The following is a 15,508-nucleotide window of genomic DNA, read 5'->3' on the forward strand; positions in this document are numbered from 1 at the left end:
CCCGCGTCGCTACGCTCCGATGGGTGGCAGCCTTGCTCCGGTCCGGGTGGCAGGCTTCACGTGGAATGGGTGGCAACCTTCAGCGGTTTACGCACTCATAAAACACAGACACCCTCTCACCGCGACTGAACGATGGCGGATTTGAGCCGGAGCGCGACCGGAACTCGATCTCCCGACCACGGATATCCTCGAAAACGACCACCGGATAATAGGTAGTTGAATCGCTGGAACGCGAGCGCTCCAGATCAATGACCGTGCCCATGGCTTCCGTAGCTCGCTCGATAAATGACACCGTACTGCTGTAACTCATCACCGCTCCGACAAGCATACCGGCGCCAATGAGTGTGAAGACGTATTTGAGGATATTCAGGGTTTTCAATGGTTCAATCCTTGTGTTTTGGGGTCTCTTTCCTTAAGCCAGCTGACCAATTTCGGCCCCTTCGGGAACGAGAGAAGGCATTTGGGGCTCACGCCCCTTCAACATATTTGCCAGACGCCGCTCTCGTACCTTGTGAACGGAGGGATCAAACCTGAGAACCTTAAGGGGCACCGGGTCACCCTCCTGCAACTTGTCGAACGTCGCCAGCTTACTCAGATAGAAGGCCCCGCTGTGATTTTGGCCATCAAACTGAAAATCAAACTCAATCAGAAGGTTACACTGATAATGCCCTTCCCCCTGTGGCTCATTTCGATGGTCGTATTCCTGATGAAACTGACAATCCGCTTCTTTTTTGGTCAGTACGCCGTCCACCTCTACACCGTGCTTCCGTAGCAAGGCCTGGCCGTAGAGGTAGCTGGCGCCCGAGTAAGTCGTGACGATAGCAAGCAGAACCAACCCAGCGCCCATCAATGCGAAGAAACCTCCCGCAATCATGGCACCCCAGTCGCCAAAGTCGACGTAGAAAATGCCACCACCCACAGCGGTGGTGATTATTCCTACGCACAGCATCGTTAGCATAATGCCTAGGTCAGCTTTTATTGCGGACCACAGGAGCGGCCAATCAATGTGGTTTTTTCTGAGCATTTTTCCGGCGCTGGGAGGTTAGTTAATGGGTTGAGACTGGTTATCAACTCAACGAACGATTGGCTCTGCTAAGAAAAGACCTACCGAGGAAGAGTTTTGCGCATTCTTTCATGAAGCTCGTCCAACTCCTTCTGTTTTTGCGCCATGTAGTCTTCTTCGATATCGATCAGTCGGGATGTCGGGATGTTGGGCCGTTAGGATCCAGGCGTTCCTGTACCACGTCTGGCCAGTGCTTTCCGCTTCTCATCCTATCGATTTTCTGGACACATTCCATCCCGAAGGCAAATGGGAAGAGAAGATAAGAATCTAACCAGTATAAGAAGGCGCTTCCAGAAATGCCGTTTCCTTCTTTACGCTCTTCGCCAATAAATTTTCTCCCCTGAAGCAACTGATCAAGAAATGAAACTCTGCCAGACTTCAAACCCTTTTCTATAAAGGTGTTCCGGGATTCTGTTTTCCTGCCCGCTTCATCAAACCAGGGGCCGACCGTCATAAAGCATCGTAAATACTCCCAAATGCCAATCAAGGCAGGCAAACGTTTGCCTGCCGGCACACCTGACAGATTCAATACGATCCGTTCGTCCGGTGCGCCAAATTTTTGGAGAATGATTTCCAAATTACCGTGGACTATCGATCCCGAATACTGATTTATAATCTTGTATTCGTAGGCAACCGCCTCAATACCATCCCAATTAGCATGATAAAGGTCCCCTTTCATTTCATAGTAAACTTCCTGAGTCCGCCGGTTAAAAATAATTGGCAAAGATGGGGGTCGACTTAATTCCCAAATAGTGGGCACTGCAATAAGTGCGATAGAAAGTAGCAACAAAAACCAATTCAAATTCGGCGATTGCCCAAAAATCCCGTGCAATAGGAAAGCTAGAATCCCGACACCGCCAATGAAGAAACCTACTCCAGTTAAAGTCCCCCTGCTATCTACACTAGCAGTTCGTAAAGACAAAAACTCCTCATCTTGTGACTCTACGAGACCGGGCTGTGACGGAGCGTAGCTACTACTAGAGCTGCCACTAAGCAGCAAAGTATTTGAGGACGTCCCGAATTTACTAGCTACAGCGTCGAATAGCTTTTTCGCGTCTTCAATCACCAAATATCAACCTTTACTGGAGGCATTTCTAGACCAGGTTGTGGGCGATATATCAGTTCCCCCTGAAGCCCGAAGATCTGGTCATCATCCTCATAAACCTTTCTATATGTTGCTGTGGCTACGGCATTATGAACTCTTGTCCCTTCATGAAGGGTGAAATCAGCGCCAGTCCAAGTCACAGGTGTCCGATTTGGCTGAAGTACCTGCTCTCTTTCCTCCGCATCAAATACAGATCGCAATTGCTGCTCTACCCGCGCCAGAGGTCGTAAATAACGCTTTCCCTCAACTTTAAAAGACCGACATTGTTGATAAAAAATCACCTTGGCAGAGTTTTACGCATCCGTTCGTGAAGCTCATCCAGCTCTTGCTGTTTTTGTACCATGTAGTCTTCTTCGATATCGATCAGGCGGGTTGTTGGGCCGTTTGGATCTAAGCGCTCTTGCACAACTTCCGGCCAACGATGTCGGGCTTTTTTTCTATCAATCTTCTGTATACATTCCATTCCGAATGCTGGCAGAAAGAGCATGTAAGAAGTCAACCAAGAAAGAAAGGCGGTTCCAGAAACACCATGGCCCTCTTTACGTTCTTGCCCCAGTGTTCTTCTTGACTCAAGTACAAGGTCAAAAAAGGAAAGTTCGCCAGACTTCAAGCTTTTGTCTATGAATAAACTCTTAAACTCGGTCCTATTGCCATTCTCGTCAAACCACGGGCCAATCGTCATATAACATCTTAGATATTCCCAGATACCGACCACGGTTCGCAGGCGCTTGCCCGCTGGAACCCCTGATAAGTTCAGCGCTATCCGGTCGTCAGGGGCACCAAATTTCTTAAGAATGATTTCCAAATTTCCATGAACAATGGAACCTGAATACTGATTGATCACTTGGTATTCGTAGGCAACAGCCTCTATGTCGCTCCATTCTGCATGGTAGAGTTCACCCTTAAGGTCGTAATAAATCTCCTGAGTACGCCGATTAAAAACTATCGGCAGTGATGGTGGGCGGTTTATCTCCCATATTGCAGGACCGAAAATAACTAAAACTGAGAGTAAGAAAACCCACCAATCTAGATTGGAGCTATAAGGCGCTCCAAACAGATTGGGCAGCAAAACAAGAAGTATCCCAACTGCACCCACGAAAAAACCCACGCCAGTTAGAATGCCTTTGCTTTCTGCACTGCCTGTTCGTAAAGAAAGAAACACGCAATCCTGTGACTCTACAAGACCTGGCTGCGACGGTGCGTAGCCACTACTTGATTTGCCATTCAGTAACAGTACATTCGATGATGTCCCGAATTTACTAGCTACCGCGTCAAATAGCTTTTTCGCGTTTTCAATCACCAGATATCAACCTTTACCGGAGGCATTTCCAGACCGGGTTGGGGACGATATATCAGCTCACCCTGAAGCCCAAAGATCTGGTCATCATCGTCATAAATCTTTCTGTATGTTGCTGTGGCTGCGGCATTATGAATTCTTGTCCCTTCATGACGAGTGAAATCAGAGCCAGACCAAGTCACAGGTGTTCGCTTTGGCTGAAGTATCTGCTCTCTTTCCTCCGCATCAAATACCGATCGCAATTGCTGCTCTACCCACGCCAAAGACCGGTAACCAACGCCGTTCCTCAACTCATCTCCTGAAAAGTAAATCGTTTCAGGGCCCAAGGCGCTTTGCCCCGGAAGCTCAAGAATCAACCAACAATCCTGCATATGGATTCCCGTATGCGGATTAAACCTCCGAACCCTCTCCAACCTGAGTTTGATAGGAAAAATAGCCGTGTACAATCGCTCCATCTCATCTCGATAGTTCCCGGCCCACCCAGCGGGCTTCACGCCAAATCGGGTATTTGCAAGCCAGCGCTCGAGCGGAGTATTCTGCAAGTAGTGACGGGCTACTAACCCTCCAATTAAAGATGCAGTTAAGCCTACTGACAACGCTGTGTAGTAGCCACCCAATCTGGACAAACCTCGAATTGAAGATGCAACTTGCAATCCCAGTGCCGCCGCCCTTGCCTCACGATATGCCCTGAAGGCTCTGACACTCAGCGCCAGTTGTCCTGATGACACTCCCATCAAACTGACTTCAACTGCAGCCGTATCAAAATCCCCCGCACGGTATGACTCGATCGCTTGAGTGCCAAAAACAACTATATCAAAAGCCGCAGTGACCGCAGTGAACGCGGCAGCAAACGCCCCCACCCCGTGGCTATACGCGTCTGGGTTAGCTGAACGGGATAATCCTTCTTTCCAATTAAGCTCAGACATCTTGTGCTCTAGAGATAAAGCCGCTGCTACGAACCCTGTGACACTACCAGCAGCCTTTGCAAAACCTCCGACATCTTTATCAGGATCAGTATAAAAATCTGAGATTGCAGACACCATGTTCATTCCAGTCAAAACAACCAGAACCGAACGCAACGGTGCCTTTTCTAAAGCGTCCGCCAGTCCATAAGGATTCCCTTTGAAATACTGTCCAGCATTTGCAGATACTGCCCTGATCACGGGCACTTTACGCGCATCGGCAACCGGAGGGCTGAGAGGCGACACTGAGTTTCCGCCATTTTTTGCCGACTCACTCAACCATTGATTAGACTGAACAGCACTCACGCTCTCCACCGCCAATGTCTGGCCAGTTCGAGCTAGCCCCGAAACCAGGAACCCGCTTCCTAAAAGTGATATTCGGTTTGGAAACCCTCTCAACTCGACCGCAGCGACAGGCGAAACAGCATTGAATAATAATTGTGTCGGAGGCGTCGGCGCTCTAGCGACAAGACCGGAAATCTTGGAATTAATCGCGGCAACAAGCGCTGTTGCCGTTTTCGAAAGATCTTCTATGGAGTCGTTCGCCATATCTCCGACTTCAACGAGCTTCTCGATTTCTCCGAGGGACAGGCGCTCTCTTACCCCAAGCAGCGCATTCCAGAACCACTGGGCACCCTCGCCCTGTATGTCGGCCAGACGACCAATCGCACCAGCGCCTTTGCTGAAGTAAGATGGGCCTAACAGAGCAAGACCAAATTTTTCTTGCAAAATGGTGTGGTGGTCTTCTCGGGTAAGATCAAGGCTCTCACAAGAACTTGCCAGTGTTTCAGGACCGTTTGCACATTCGAGCGTCTCCATCCACCGAATCCAGGAATCGAGCAGCCCTCCAACAACTTCTTCAAAATGGGATTGAGACGAATCTGACTCACGCCAGGCCCTCTGCAATTTGGGCAGCTCAACGAGCTCAGGAAGCTTTGCCTCAAGCTGACTGTCCGTCTCGTATAGATCCCTGATTGTCTTGGCAAGGCTCCACTCCCCACCGAACCGAGCTCGCAACCGCTCCTGATTGTCGTGGGCGAGCCGAACCAAAGCGGCCAGATCCTCTGTCACGCCCCAAGGGTCATCAACAACCCCCATTATCCGCTGATCAAACCTCCTCGTGGCACGTTCGATTTGAGGCCAATGCGGAATCGTTGGCGTTAACCCTGACCAATCGAAGTCTTCGATATTAGCGACTTCCGGCAGGCTATAAAACGTCTGTTCATCAAGCCCCTGACAGTGCGGCGCACTTCCCGGGACCATTCTCCTCATGAATTTCTCGCGCTGATCAGACTCATTCACAATCATATCAAAATGAGCATCAGACCACTGGTTTTCGCTCCAGGCAATATCGACCGGCTCTCCCGAGGGAAGCGCTAAAAAAACCGACGTTCTGGAATCAATAACCTCTCCGCCCCGGCTCGTTTCCTGAATATGGGAGTTCGTCACCGAGTACTCGATCAAGCGATCGTCATAGCTGCTCCACACATATAACCAGCCGTCTCTCAACAAACGAGGAACCAATCCAAGCATTCGATCCTGAAGACGCGTATACCGCTCAAAGTTGGGAAATAGATCTGGCAGGTCAGGTAACTCCAATCCAGCTAGCAAATCGCCTTCATAGTTCAAAGGACCAATGGCGTATCGAAGGGGCACAAAAGCTGTCATTAGCGGACAGGTTGCACAATAAGTCATAACACTTCCCTGTGTTTTAGATCGTTTGACGAACCCAGTGCAGATAATAGATCTGAGCCGAAATGGAAGTGAGGCACCACTTTTTGTGAGAGGAGCGCCGGCTCATCCGAAGCATTGTCCTCCGAGGCCCGTGTTGGTTGGTATCTTGTGATCGATGCTGTTTCAGATTGGAAAAAAATAGAGCCAACACCCGACCAGAATTGCGGAGGGAAATGACCGTCAGCCTCAGCCAATCTTGAAACTACCCTGGCATCACCGAGCCTCAACCAAGCCAACAACTCTCCGGGCATAATCACTTGCACTCGTGCCCTCAGAAAATCCAATAAACCCATCTCATCATAAGATGTGTGATACACCGCTGCTCTTCTCATTATGGGATGATTGTTTTCCCATAACGCCTTAAGAACAGTGCTAGCTCTCAGATCCGCAATCATCGGCCCCAAAGCAGACACACCATCATATACACCATCCTTCAATACCATGAGAGGGCATACATCTAACCCCAATTCATACCAGCTTCGCAGCCCATGCTTAGAACATGCGCCGTCAAAAACCAAGAACATATGCTCGGCCGGTGGTAAGGGCTGAAGGCTTTCGCTAATCGTTGAGGTTTGAAGCATCATGAAAGCGCCTCCTTATCAGACCTTACAGAGCAGACCTCCGAGAAAACTTCTTCCTTTCTTGCGGCATTTCTAAAGCTCGCGGCCTGCTTCAGGTCTGCCTCAATCGGCCTAACCTCATCCACCCTTAACGACAGAGCCTCAATGTCTGGCCGACCTCCGGTATCAGATATTTGGGGCCCTGTTGAGCTAATCGAGCCATCAGGTGTTAATGCATTTGGCAACAACGGCCCCGTGACCCCAACCCCACTGCCACTCCCCGGCCCACCCCCGGAGTTCATCCGCACCAGAGGCCCAGACACCGTCACCCCACTCGGGTCTACCTTCACAAAGCTGCCACCCGCTTTAAGTGTCACCTCGGCACCCGCCTCAATCACAATTTTCATACCAGCCTTGTGGTGGATTTCGGTGCCGGCTTCCACCAGCTGGTTTTTGCCCTGCTTGCTGTGGTGGCTGCCGTTTACGGTGAGACTGTAGTCGGCGCCGATGCTCTCGCGATGTTCGCCATCTGTGGTGTGGTGGCGGTTGCCTTTGGTATGGCTGAAGCGGTTGTTTTCCACCGTCAGGTGGCTGTCGTTCCTGATGACTTCGGTGCGGTTGTTTTCCGTCAGCAGGTCCAGGTCTTTCTGGGCGTGCACGTAGATCTGTTCTTCGCCGGCTTCGTCTTCAAACCGCAGTTCGTTGCTGCCCTCGCCCTTGTGGGTTTTGGTCTTCAGGGTGGTCCGGGTTTTGTGTTCCGGCAGCGCGTACGGCGGTGTGTTGGTGGCGTGGTAGGTTCGTCCGGTGATGATGGGCTGGTCCGGGTCGCCGTCCAGGAAGCTGACGATGACCTCGTGGCCAATTCTGGGCAAGGCCATGAAGCCGTACTGGCCACCGGCCCAGCCCTGGGCCACGCGCAGCCAGGCGCTTGAGTGTTCGTCGTTCTTGGAATAGCGGTCCCAAGGGAATCTTACTTTTACCCGGCCGTACTGGTCGCAGTGGATTTCTTCACCCTCGGGGCCGGTGACCAGAGCCATCTGGGGGCCGTCCATCACGGGTTTGTGGTTGCACAGCGGGCGCCAGGTTTTGTCGGCCGGGATGGCGCTGAAGGTGTTGTGGTAGCTGGTGGGCTCGCTGCCACCCTCTTCTTCCAGAGCCTGGGGCTGTTTGCCGGTGTGGGTGATGGCGGTGAGCAGCCATTCCCGGTTCAGGGTCTGGCTGTCGTGGTCCTGCAGTTCCACTTTGGCGCCGGGGGTGAAGTCCGGGCGGTTGCTTTTGCCGTTGGCCATGGATGCGTCGTTTCTAAGCGCATCCAGTTTGTTCTGGGTGAACGGCTGGCCGCTGGCGTCGGCTTTGTAACGGCCGGGGTAGTCGTAGTGCTGGTAGTCTTCCCGGTGGTTAACACCGCCAGCATTTTGTTCATGCATCAGGGCGTAGGCGGGGTTCTTGAAGGTGTAGTCCTTCATGGCCACGGAGGCGGCTTTGACCCGTTCTTCGTAGGCGAACTGGAACACGCAGGCCTGCTTTGTGCTGCCACCGGCTTTGGTGTTGCAGGTAACCGGCTCCAGTTTCGGGGCGTCGCCGTGGTGGTCGGCAAGAATCAGTGCCGGTTGTTCTTCGCCATCCAAGCTGCCGTGCTGGTAGCGGTAGTGCCAGCCTTCTTCGGCGGCCAGGCGTTCCAGGAACTGCAGGTCGGTTTCCTGGTGCTGGACGCAGTATTCCCGTTCTTCCGGTGGGCGTTTGAAGTCAAAGATGGAATCCACAATGCCCCGCTCTTCGAGCAGGGTGCGCACGATGGCGTCGGTGGTCTGGGTCTGGAAGATGCGGCTGTTGTGCATCAGGCCCAGGCGCCACAAGGGCGGCTGGATGACCACTTCGTAGCGGGTGCGGCGGTGGCCGGTGTCGCCCCGCATAAATTCGTTCACCACGCCGGTGAACCGGCGCAGGGGCTGGCCGTCCTGCCACACCACCAAGTCTACCGGTTGTTCCAGTACATCGGCGGCGGCCACATCCGGGTCGGTGCTGGCCAGTTGCAACCGGCCATGGAACAGATCAGACAGCCGTTCGGTCAGCGCGAAGCCGACAACGACAAAGTGATCCGAGGGGAATTCGCCTACACGGGCGGTGAACTGCAATCCGCTTGCCTGGGGCATGACTTCGATCCCTGAAGATTATGTTGAACTGACTCATCCTGAGCAGTCCCGATTATAACCACCAGCCTCCGGAATACCAACCAACAAACCGATGGCCTGTTTTAACCAGTTCTCACCGATGAAAACCCGCGCCTGCAACTTTTGTTGAACCCGGTGAACGGTTAACCTTGAACATCCACTAACAACAAGAGCTGCACCATGGCACAGTACACCATTGAAATTGATGAAACTTTCGATGTTCCCCGGCGCAAGGCATTTGCCGTTTTTAGCGACCACCACCGCTTCGGCAAACTGGTCGGGGCACCGGTCAAGCGCATCAAGGACAGTGACCAGGCAGACCCCAACGGCATTGGCTCGGTTCGCAAGATCGGCATTGGCCCGCTGTCTCTTGAGGAAACCGTACTCGGTTTTGAACCCGACTCTCTGATTGAGTACACCATCAGCAGCATCAGCCCTTTGCGTAATCACCTGGGACGTATTCTGTTCTCCGATGCAGGCGAAGGAAGAACCCGTATTCAGTACTCCATCCGTTTTGAGGATATTGTGCCGTTTACCGGCAAAGCCGTTCAGGTCGCGCTGGAAAAGGGATTACGCCGTGGTATCAAACGCCTGCCGTCAATGGCGTAAGCCTGTGGGAGCGCAGGCAACAATCGGTAACTTGATGAATATCAGATAATTGACCTGAGGCAACAATTTATATTTGTCAATTCTGTACTCTCCCGCGCAGTTTGCAATATCCGGCCATCGGGCTATAAGTGTGCCTGAAGCCGAAGACCCTACTGCTTTGCGGGAGACAGAAATGGCGGCAGCACCGATTGTTCTCTTCGACAACGGACACCACAAGTGCCTGATGTTCGATTCCCTGGTCACTGGCGAAGGCGTTCAGTCCAACCAGTTCCTGATTGTTGATGGCAAACACGAAGCCCTGATCGACCCCGGCGGAGATCTGACCTACACCCCACTCTCCGTCGCCGCGTCCAAGTATATGAACATCCGCGATATGGACTATGTGTTCGCGTCCCACCAGGACCCGGACATCATCGGCGCCATCGACCGCTGGATTGTTCACACTCGGGCAAAAATCGTTACCTCAAAGCTGTGGGCGCGCTTCTTGCCGCACCTGGTGTCCAGCTACGTCACCAACCAGCTCAGCGGCAGCGTCTACGACCGCATCGTCAGTATTCCTGACGGCGGCGCCAATGTGAGGTTCGGGGAGACTTATCTGCAGTGCCTGCCGGCGCATTTCATGCACTCGGTCGGTAACCTTCAATTCTACGATCCGGTCTCAAAAATCCTGTTCTCAGGTGACCTCGGCGCGTCCATGGGCGGCGAAGACGACCATGAGCCGGTGAAAGATTTCGACAAACACATCCCGAACATGATCGGCTTCCACCGCCGTTACATTGCTTCCAAGAAAGTCTGTCGTCTTTGGGCCAACATGGTTCGAGACATGGACGTGGCGATGATCGTGCCCCAGCATGGCAAGCGCTTTGAAGGCCCGGTGATGATTGATCGCTTCCTTAACTGGGTCAGCGATATGGATTGTGGCATTGATCTGGTATCCCAGGACAACTATCGCCAGCCGGTGGAATACGTGTAACAACCCGGTTCCGCAGGGACGCGGAACCACCTCCTGGCAAAAGCTGCGAAATCAGGCCTGTTGCAATCCGCTCAGGTTCAGTAAAATCCGCCTTTTCACTGAACCCTAGAGGCAGCGAATATGGGCAGAGCCTACCAAAACCGCAAAGAATCCATGGCCAAAACGGCCGCCGCGAAAACCAAGGTTTACAGCAAGTACGGCCGCGAGATCTACATGGCCGCCAAGGCTGGTGGCATCGACCCGCAAGCCAACCTTTCCCTGCGCGGGCTGATCGAGCGGGCCAAGAAAGACCAGGTGCCCACCCACGTTATTGAAAAAGCCATCGACAAAGCCAAGGGTGGTGCAGGCGAAGACTATGCGCCGGCCCGCTACGAAGGCTACGGCCCGGGCAACTGCATGGTCATCGTGGACTGCCTGACCGACAACCCGAACCGCACCTTTGGCGATGTTCGCCTGGCGTTCACCAAAACCAAGTGCAAGATCGGCACCCCGGGCGCCGTGGCCCACATGTTTGATCACTGCGCCATCTTTGCATTCGCCGGCCAGGATGAAGAAGCCGTACTGGAAGTCCTGATGGAAGCCGACGTGGACGTTACCGACATCGAAAGCGAAGACGGCAAAATCACGGTATTCACCCCGAACACCGAATACGCCAAAGCCAAACAGGCTCTGGAAGCCGCGTTTGAAGGCATTGAGTTCGATGTGGACGAGATCCAGTTCCTGCCAAAAACCACCACCGTGGTAGAAGGCGACGACATTCCGATGTTCGAGAAATTCCTCGACATGCTGAACGATCTGGACGACGTACAGAACGTATTCCACAACGCAGAACTGCCGCAGGAATAACCTCTGCCGGCAAAGAGTAGTCACAGCGGCGCGACAGGGCGGAGGTAGCAGGCGTGGAAAAGCCAAAGGTTATTATCCTGAAAACAGGCTCAACCTACCCGCAGATACGGGATCAGTTTGGTGATTTCGACGCCTGGTTCCTCCGCAACCTCAACGGTGATCTTGACGTTACCGTGCTGGATGCCGTGCAAACGCCACCCACGTCTGCTCCCAACGACTGGGCTGGCATCGTCATTACCGGCTCGCCGGCAATGGTCAGCGACAAAGCGCCCTGGAGCGAAGAAACCGCCCGCTGGATAAAACAGGCGGTCGAGGCCAAGGTTCCACTTCTCGGAGTCTGCTATGGCCACCAGTTGCTGGCCCACGCTATGGGTGGCAAGGCGGACTACCATCCGAAAGGCCGAGAGACCGGGACGCACACCGTGCGATTGCTCGACAGCGCCAGTTCAGACCCCCTGTTCAGTCAGTTGCCGGCAGAATTCCCCGCCCACCTGACCCACAAGCAATCAGCACTTGAACTCCCTCCGGGCGCTGTACTGCTGGCCAATTCGGCCTTCGAGCCACACCAGGCGTTCCGGGTTGGCGACCATGCCTGGGGCGTGCAGTTTCATCCGGAATTCACCGAAGCCATCATGAAAGCCTATCTCGAAGTCCAATTTCCGGACATCATCGCCGAAGGCCTGGACGCCCAGAGTCTGCTGCAGGGCGTGCGCCCCGCCCCTGATGCCAATCACTTACTGAAGCTTTTCGCTGAGTACCTGAACGCCCGCGCAATGACCAAATAGTCATGGAACCCGAGCGGCTGTGTGAACGTTTTGTATGTTGAATGAGTACAGATCGCTATCTACTGTACTGGAATACAACAGAGAAAGGAGCCTCACATGAACGGTATCAGAAAGCACTTAAGAAAGTTCTCACTGACGATGGCCGTACTCCTCGCGTTTGCGACCACCTTCTCCATGTCCGCCAACGCAGGCATGGTGGGTACCGGTGAGTTGATCCAGCAACAGCAGGTCGATCTGGACCGGCAACAACTGCTGGAAATGCTTGAAGATCAGGACGTGAAGGCAAAACTGCAGCAACTGGGCGTGACAGAAGCCCAGGTTGCGGAGCGCATCCAGAATCTGACGCCGGCCGAACTGGCCGAGTTCGAGCAACAACTGGCCGAAGCACCAACCGGCGAGGGGGTTGTCGGCATCATTGTTCTGTTCCTGGTGGTGTTCATCATAACCGATATGCTCTGCGCGACGGATCTGTTCCCCTTCGTGAAATGCATTCGCTGATTTGTAATGCTGAAAGCGAGCAGGTTTCCTGAACACACCACGGCCGTCATTCTGGCGGCCGTCATTCTGCTGGCGGGGTGCGCATCCACCCCGGACTGGCCAGATACCACGCCCCGTAGCGCTGAATCAGCAAGCTCTGCCACACTGCTTGAGAGTGTTCCCTTCTATCCGCAAGAAAAATACCAGTGCGGTCCGGCATCGCTGGCCATGATGCTGAACGCACAGGGGCTGGAGACCAATCCGGATATACTGAAAGAACTGGTCTACCTGCCGGGCAAGGAAGGCTCCCTGCAAGTGGAAATGGTTGCGGGTGCGCGGTCCCACGATATGCTGGTATACCGTTTACCACCAGAGCCCGAGGCAGTTCTCGCCGAGGTTGAAGCTGGCAATCCCGTTCTGATCATGCAGAACCTGCGCCTGGGCTGGTGGCCTCAGTGGCATTTCGCCGTGGTAGTCGGTTACGACACCGAGAAGCAAGTCTTGATTCTGAACACGGACACCCGGCGCCATTATGAAATGCCGTATAAAGTGTTTTACAACACCTGGGCCAAGGCAGACCACTGGGCTACCGTCATTCTGCCACCGGATCGGATACCCGCCACCGGTGAAATGCTTCCATACCTCCGAGCGGCCCACGATCTTGAAACAACAGGCCATACTCTCGCAGCTCAGCGGGCCTACGAAACGGCAATATCAAAGTGGCAAGAGCAGCCGACACCACTCATGGCAAAAGCCAATCTCCAGTACCAGCTAGGGCGTCATCAGAAGGCCGCTGACGGTTTCCTGAAAGTCATCAACAAATTCCCGGAGTTCGCTGAAGGCTGGAACAACCTCGCTATCGCACTGAACGATGCAGGGTGCCCGGCTCAGGCTCGAAAGGCCTCGGCTTGTGCGGCCACGCTTGCACCGGACCGGTTTGAGTCAGCCGGCGATGACATCCTGTCCAAAGGGGGAAATCCGGAGGGATGCCTGGCGATCCCCGCCTGTCCATCAGAAACGGATTAACAACCGGTCAAACCGGTTTCCTCAGTAATACAACATCTTTCGCCGGTATCTCAAGATCCCAGCCGTAGTTCTGCGCCAGCCAGTCAAAGGTGTACTCTCGGTAGAACACCACATGCGTCGGGTCACGCCGGTAGTGCCAGTTGTCAAACCGATCGTCGTCGGTCTGAAAACAGGTCATGATGCCAAGCAAGCCGCCAGGCCGTAACAGGCGATCCAGCATTTGGAACACCTCGGCCGGCTGGTAAAGGTGTTCGACGACTTCCGTGCAGGTGACAAAGTCATACCGCTGCGTCAACAGCCGGTCGTCGGGATAGAAGAACGGATCGTAAAGAGCCACCGCCAACCCGGCCTCTTCCAGCATCTTCGCTAATGCCGGACCGGGCCCGCAGCCAAAATCCAGGCCGCAGGCGCCAGGTTCCATACGTGCCAGCAAGGGCTCCGCGAGTTTGGTGAGAAACCGCCGGTAACCCGGGTCAGACTCGCTATTCTCGTGCAACTCGTAAACGGCCCGCTCCCGGTCCTCCGCCAAACGACACTCCGGGGCCATGACCGTTGCCTGACACAAACCGCAACGAAGATAGCGCAGATCTCCTATCGTCCGAAAAGGCGCCAACTGCCCGGTTTGGCAAACCGGGCAGTGCGATTGAAGACATTCCTTAGGCTCCGGCTTTTCAATCATGCACTTTCAACCTGACAAAAGTTTCATTGTCATATCCGGCCATGTGGCAGGTTTGTGACCGGCTACGTAAAAGCCCCCCTTTCCCGCTGCCTATACTGCCGCAGAGTAGAGAGGAGCCGGATAGTACCTCTTGAATGATACCAACAGAACAATTCAAGGCTAAGTGCCAGGAAGCCCCCGGCTCAGAGACAGGAACATGGAAACGTCATCCGAACTTGCACTGGAAGTGCCGATCGTCTCGGCTCGCTATGCCCGCCGTTTTGTCCGTTTTATGGAACATCGCGGTGTAAAGCGGCATACCATTCTTGCCAATACCGGCATCACCGACGAAATGCTGAATAACCCGGACGCCAGCTTGTCCATGCATCAGGTCATGGATTTGCTGCGACAGGCGGATTGGCTGATGACCGACGAACGCGCGGCGTTCGAATTTGGCCAACAACTAGACCTGCCCAGTCACGGCCTTCTCGGGTTCGCCATGTTGGGTCAGGAAAATCCGCGACGCCTGGTGAGCATGATCGTCCAATACCTGCGCGTAGGCCTGCCATTGATGGACATGGAACTGGAATCGACCGGCTCCACATTCCGCATCCGGCTGATCGATACCTGGGGCGTGGAGGACTTGAGACCCTGCCTGACCAAAATCTATATGGGCAGCATTCACCGTATCTCCTGCCAGGTTTGCAGCAACTTCCACTTCCAGTTTGATTTCCCGTCGTCTGCCTCGCTGGAGGACTGGCAACTCCTGGCCCCCCGGGTGCGAGTTCGAATTCGAGGCGCCGGTTGCTCAGGTCACCATGCCGTTGAAGGGCTCACCAGCCCCTAAAAGCGAGGCTAACCTGGAGTTTCTGGTAGCCCGTACCCGATGCCATCGAAAACCGGGCAATCTGGAAGCCGACGAGACCGCCATGCAGGTTCGCGAACTGATCATGAGCCAACCCGGCCGCCCCTGCACCACCGAAAACATTGCGCGGCGCCTGGATATCAGCCCGCGCACCCTGCGCCAGCATCTTGCCAGCGCCGGCACATCGTTCAGGGAATTGCGGAACGAAATTCGCGAAAGCTTCGCTACCCTTTATCTGAAAGACACCAACGTACCGTTGGAGTCCATCTCCGAAAAACTGGGGTTCAGTGACCAGGCCGGTTTTACCAAAGCCTATCGATCCTGGACGGGCACAACCCCCGGCGACGTTCGGCGGCAAGCCCGCTCAAAAAAGTGAA

16 protein-coding genes are annotated in these 15,508 nt (G+C 54.0%); 8 read left to right on the forward strand and 8 right to left on the reverse strand.

Annotated elements, in window-relative coordinates; genetic code table 11:
• Positions 1 to 79: 79 nt before the first annotated feature.
• The 7 genes from ACSSVV_RS18845 to ACSSVV_RS18875 all read right to left on the reverse strand — a co-directional run bounded on the left by ACSSVV_RS18845 (position 80) and on the right by ACSSVV_RS18875 (position 8,874).
• Positions 80 to 379, reverse strand: a complete 300-nt coding sequence (locus ACSSVV_RS18845; RefSeq protein WP_454106737.1) for a DUF3592 domain-containing protein — start codon at positions 377 to 379, stop codon at positions 80 to 82.
• Between the two features lie 33 nt (positions 380 to 412).
• The gene (locus ACSSVV_RS18850; protein WP_022993483.1) at positions 413 to 1,024 is read right to left on the reverse strand and encodes a DUF3592 domain-containing protein; all 612 of its coding nucleotides are present in this window, start codon (positions 1,022 to 1,024) and stop codon (positions 413 to 415) included.
• Between the two features lie 166 nt (positions 1,025 to 1,190).
• Positions 1,191 to 2,129 carry a hypothetical protein gene (locus ACSSVV_RS18855; protein ID WP_454106738.1) on the reverse strand — a complete coding sequence of 313 codons (939 nt, stop codon included), beginning with the start codon at positions 2,127 to 2,129 and terminating at the stop codon, positions 1,191 to 1,193.
• Positions 2,130 to 2,445: 316 nt separating this feature from the next.
• On the reverse strand, positions 2,446 to 3,468 hold the full coding sequence (locus ACSSVV_RS18860) for a hypothetical protein (protein WP_023011532.1): 1,023 nt from the start codon (positions 3,466 to 3,468) through the stop codon (positions 2,446 to 2,448).
• Positions 3,465 to 6,122 (reverse strand): toxin VasX, encoded by a 2,658-nt coding sequence (locus tag ACSSVV_RS18865; protein ID WP_023011533.1) that lies wholly within the window; start codon positions 6,120 to 6,122, stop codon positions 3,465 to 3,467. The genes ACSSVV_RS18860 and ACSSVV_RS18865 overlap by 4 nt, the downstream gene beginning before the upstream one ends.
• Positions 6,119 to 6,745 (reverse strand): DUF4123 domain-containing protein, encoded by a 627-nt coding sequence (locus tag ACSSVV_RS18870; protein WP_023011534.1) that lies wholly within the window; start codon positions 6,743 to 6,745, stop codon positions 6,119 to 6,121. The genes ACSSVV_RS18865 and ACSSVV_RS18870 overlap by 4 nt, the downstream gene beginning before the upstream one ends.
• Positions 6,742 to 8,874 (reverse strand): type VI secretion system Vgr family protein, encoded by a 2,133-nt coding sequence (locus tag ACSSVV_RS18875; RefSeq protein WP_454106739.1) that lies wholly within the window; start codon positions 8,872 to 8,874, stop codon positions 6,742 to 6,744. The genes ACSSVV_RS18870 and ACSSVV_RS18875 overlap by 4 nt, the downstream gene beginning before the upstream one ends.
• A gap of 198 nt (positions 8,875 to 9,072) precedes the next feature.
• Between ACSSVV_RS18875 and ACSSVV_RS18880 the strand changes: the two genes are divergently transcribed.
• The 6 genes from ACSSVV_RS18880 to ACSSVV_RS18905 all read left to right on the forward strand — a co-directional run bounded on the left by ACSSVV_RS18880 (position 9,073) and on the right by ACSSVV_RS18905 (position 13,608).
• Positions 9,073 to 9,501: an SRPBCC family protein gene (locus ACSSVV_RS18880; RefSeq protein ID WP_454106740.1), complete on the forward strand. Its 429-nt coding sequence runs from the start codon at positions 9,073 to 9,075 to the stop codon at positions 9,499 to 9,501.
• Between the two features lie 172 nt (positions 9,502 to 9,673).
• Positions 9,674 to 10,474, forward strand: coding sequence for an oxygen-binding di-iron domain-containing protein (locus ACSSVV_RS18885; protein ID WP_222534691.1), 801 nt, complete (start codon positions 9,674 to 9,676; stop codon positions 10,472 to 10,474).
• Between the two features lie 120 nt (positions 10,475 to 10,594).
• Positions 10,595 to 11,320 (forward strand): YebC/PmpR family DNA-binding transcriptional regulator, encoded by a 726-nt coding sequence (locus ACSSVV_RS18890; protein ID WP_454106741.1) that lies wholly within the window; start codon positions 10,595 to 10,597, stop codon positions 11,318 to 11,320.
• A gap of 53 nt (positions 11,321 to 11,373) precedes the next feature.
• On the forward strand, positions 11,374 to 12,105 hold the full coding sequence (locus ACSSVV_RS18895; RefSeq protein ID WP_454106742.1) for a glutamine amidotransferase: 732 nt from the start codon (positions 11,374 to 11,376) through the stop codon (positions 12,103 to 12,105).
• A gap of 96 nt (positions 12,106 to 12,201) precedes the next feature.
• On the forward strand, positions 12,202 to 12,603 hold the full coding sequence (locus ACSSVV_RS18900) for a PA2779 family protein (protein ID WP_014420840.1): 402 nt from the start codon (positions 12,202 to 12,204) through the stop codon (positions 12,601 to 12,603).
• Positions 12,604 to 12,609: 6 nt separating this feature from the next.
• A complete protein-coding gene (locus tag ACSSVV_RS18905) occupies positions 12,610 to 13,608 on the forward strand; it encodes a PA2778 family cysteine peptidase (protein WP_454106743.1) in 999 nt (332 codons plus the stop codon).
• Between the two features lie 7 nt (positions 13,609 to 13,615).
• Here the strand turns inward: ACSSVV_RS18905 and ACSSVV_RS18910 are convergent, their stop codons facing one another.
• The gene (locus tag ACSSVV_RS18910; protein WP_022992929.1) at positions 13,616 to 14,155 is read right to left on the reverse strand and encodes a class I SAM-dependent methyltransferase; all 540 of its coding nucleotides are present in this window, start codon (positions 14,153 to 14,155) and stop codon (positions 13,616 to 13,618) included.
• 328 nt (positions 14,156 to 14,483) lie between these two features.
• Between ACSSVV_RS18910 and ACSSVV_RS18915 the strand changes: the two genes are divergently transcribed.
• Entirely contained in the window at positions 14,484 to 15,113 is a 630-nt protein-coding gene (locus ACSSVV_RS18915) for an AraC family transcriptional regulator ligand-binding domain-containing protein (RefSeq protein WP_022992930.1), read from the forward strand.
• Positions 15,091 to 15,507, forward strand: coding sequence for a helix-turn-helix domain-containing protein (locus ACSSVV_RS18920; RefSeq protein WP_454106744.1), 417 nt, complete (start codon positions 15,091 to 15,093; stop codon positions 15,505 to 15,507). Before ACSSVV_RS18915 ends, ACSSVV_RS18920 begins: the two co-directional genes overlap by 23 nt.
• The last annotated feature ends 1 nt before the right edge of the window (position 15,508 follow it).

It is taken from the genome of Marinobacter sp. MBR-105 (genome assembly GCF_053628895.1).

What these genes read in the sequence shown, in the direction of transcription:
- ACSSVV_RS18915 (WP_022992930.1), top strand. Translation starts at nt 14,484, where the DNA reads ATGGAAACGTCATCCGAACTTGCACTGGAAGTGCCGATCGTCTCGGCT.
- ACSSVV_RS18885 (WP_222534691.1), top strand. Translation starts at nt 9,674, where the DNA reads ATGGCGGCAGCACCGATTGTTCTCTTCGACAACGGACACCACAAGTGC.
- ACSSVV_RS18870 (WP_023011534.1), bottom strand. Translation starts at nt 6,745, where the DNA reads ATGATGCTTCAAACCTCAACGATTAGCGAAAGCCTTCAGCCCTTACCA.
- ACSSVV_RS18890 (WP_454106741.1), top strand. Translation starts at nt 10,595, where the DNA reads ATGGGCAGAGCCTACCAAAACCGCAAAGAATCCATGGCCAAAACGGCC.
- ACSSVV_RS18865 (WP_023011533.1), bottom strand. Translation starts at nt 6,122, where the DNA reads ATGACTTATTGTGCAACCTGTCCGCTAATGACAGCTTTTGTGCCCCTT.
- ACSSVV_RS18910 (WP_022992929.1), bottom strand. Translation starts at nt 14,155, where the DNA reads ATGGCCCCGGAGTGTCGTTTGGCGGAGGACCGGGAGCGGGCCGTTTAC.
- ACSSVV_RS18850 (WP_022993483.1), bottom strand. Translation starts at nt 1,024, where the DNA reads ATGCTCAGAAAAAACCACATTGATTGGCCGCTCCTGTGGTCCGCAATA.
- ACSSVV_RS18900 (WP_014420840.1), top strand. Translation starts at nt 12,202, where the DNA reads ATGAACGGTATCAGAAAGCACTTAAGAAAGTTCTCACTGACGATGGCC.
- ACSSVV_RS18875 (WP_454106739.1), bottom strand. Translation starts at nt 8,874, where the DNA reads ATGCCCCAGGCAAGCGGATTGCAGTTCACCGCCCGTGTAGGCGAATTC.
- ACSSVV_RS18880 (WP_454106740.1), top strand. Translation starts at nt 9,073, where the DNA reads ATGGCACAGTACACCATTGAAATTGATGAAACTTTCGATGTTCCCCGG.
- ACSSVV_RS18905 (WP_454106743.1), top strand. Translation starts at nt 12,610, where the DNA reads ATGCTGAAAGCGAGCAGGTTTCCTGAACACACCACGGCCGTCATTCTG.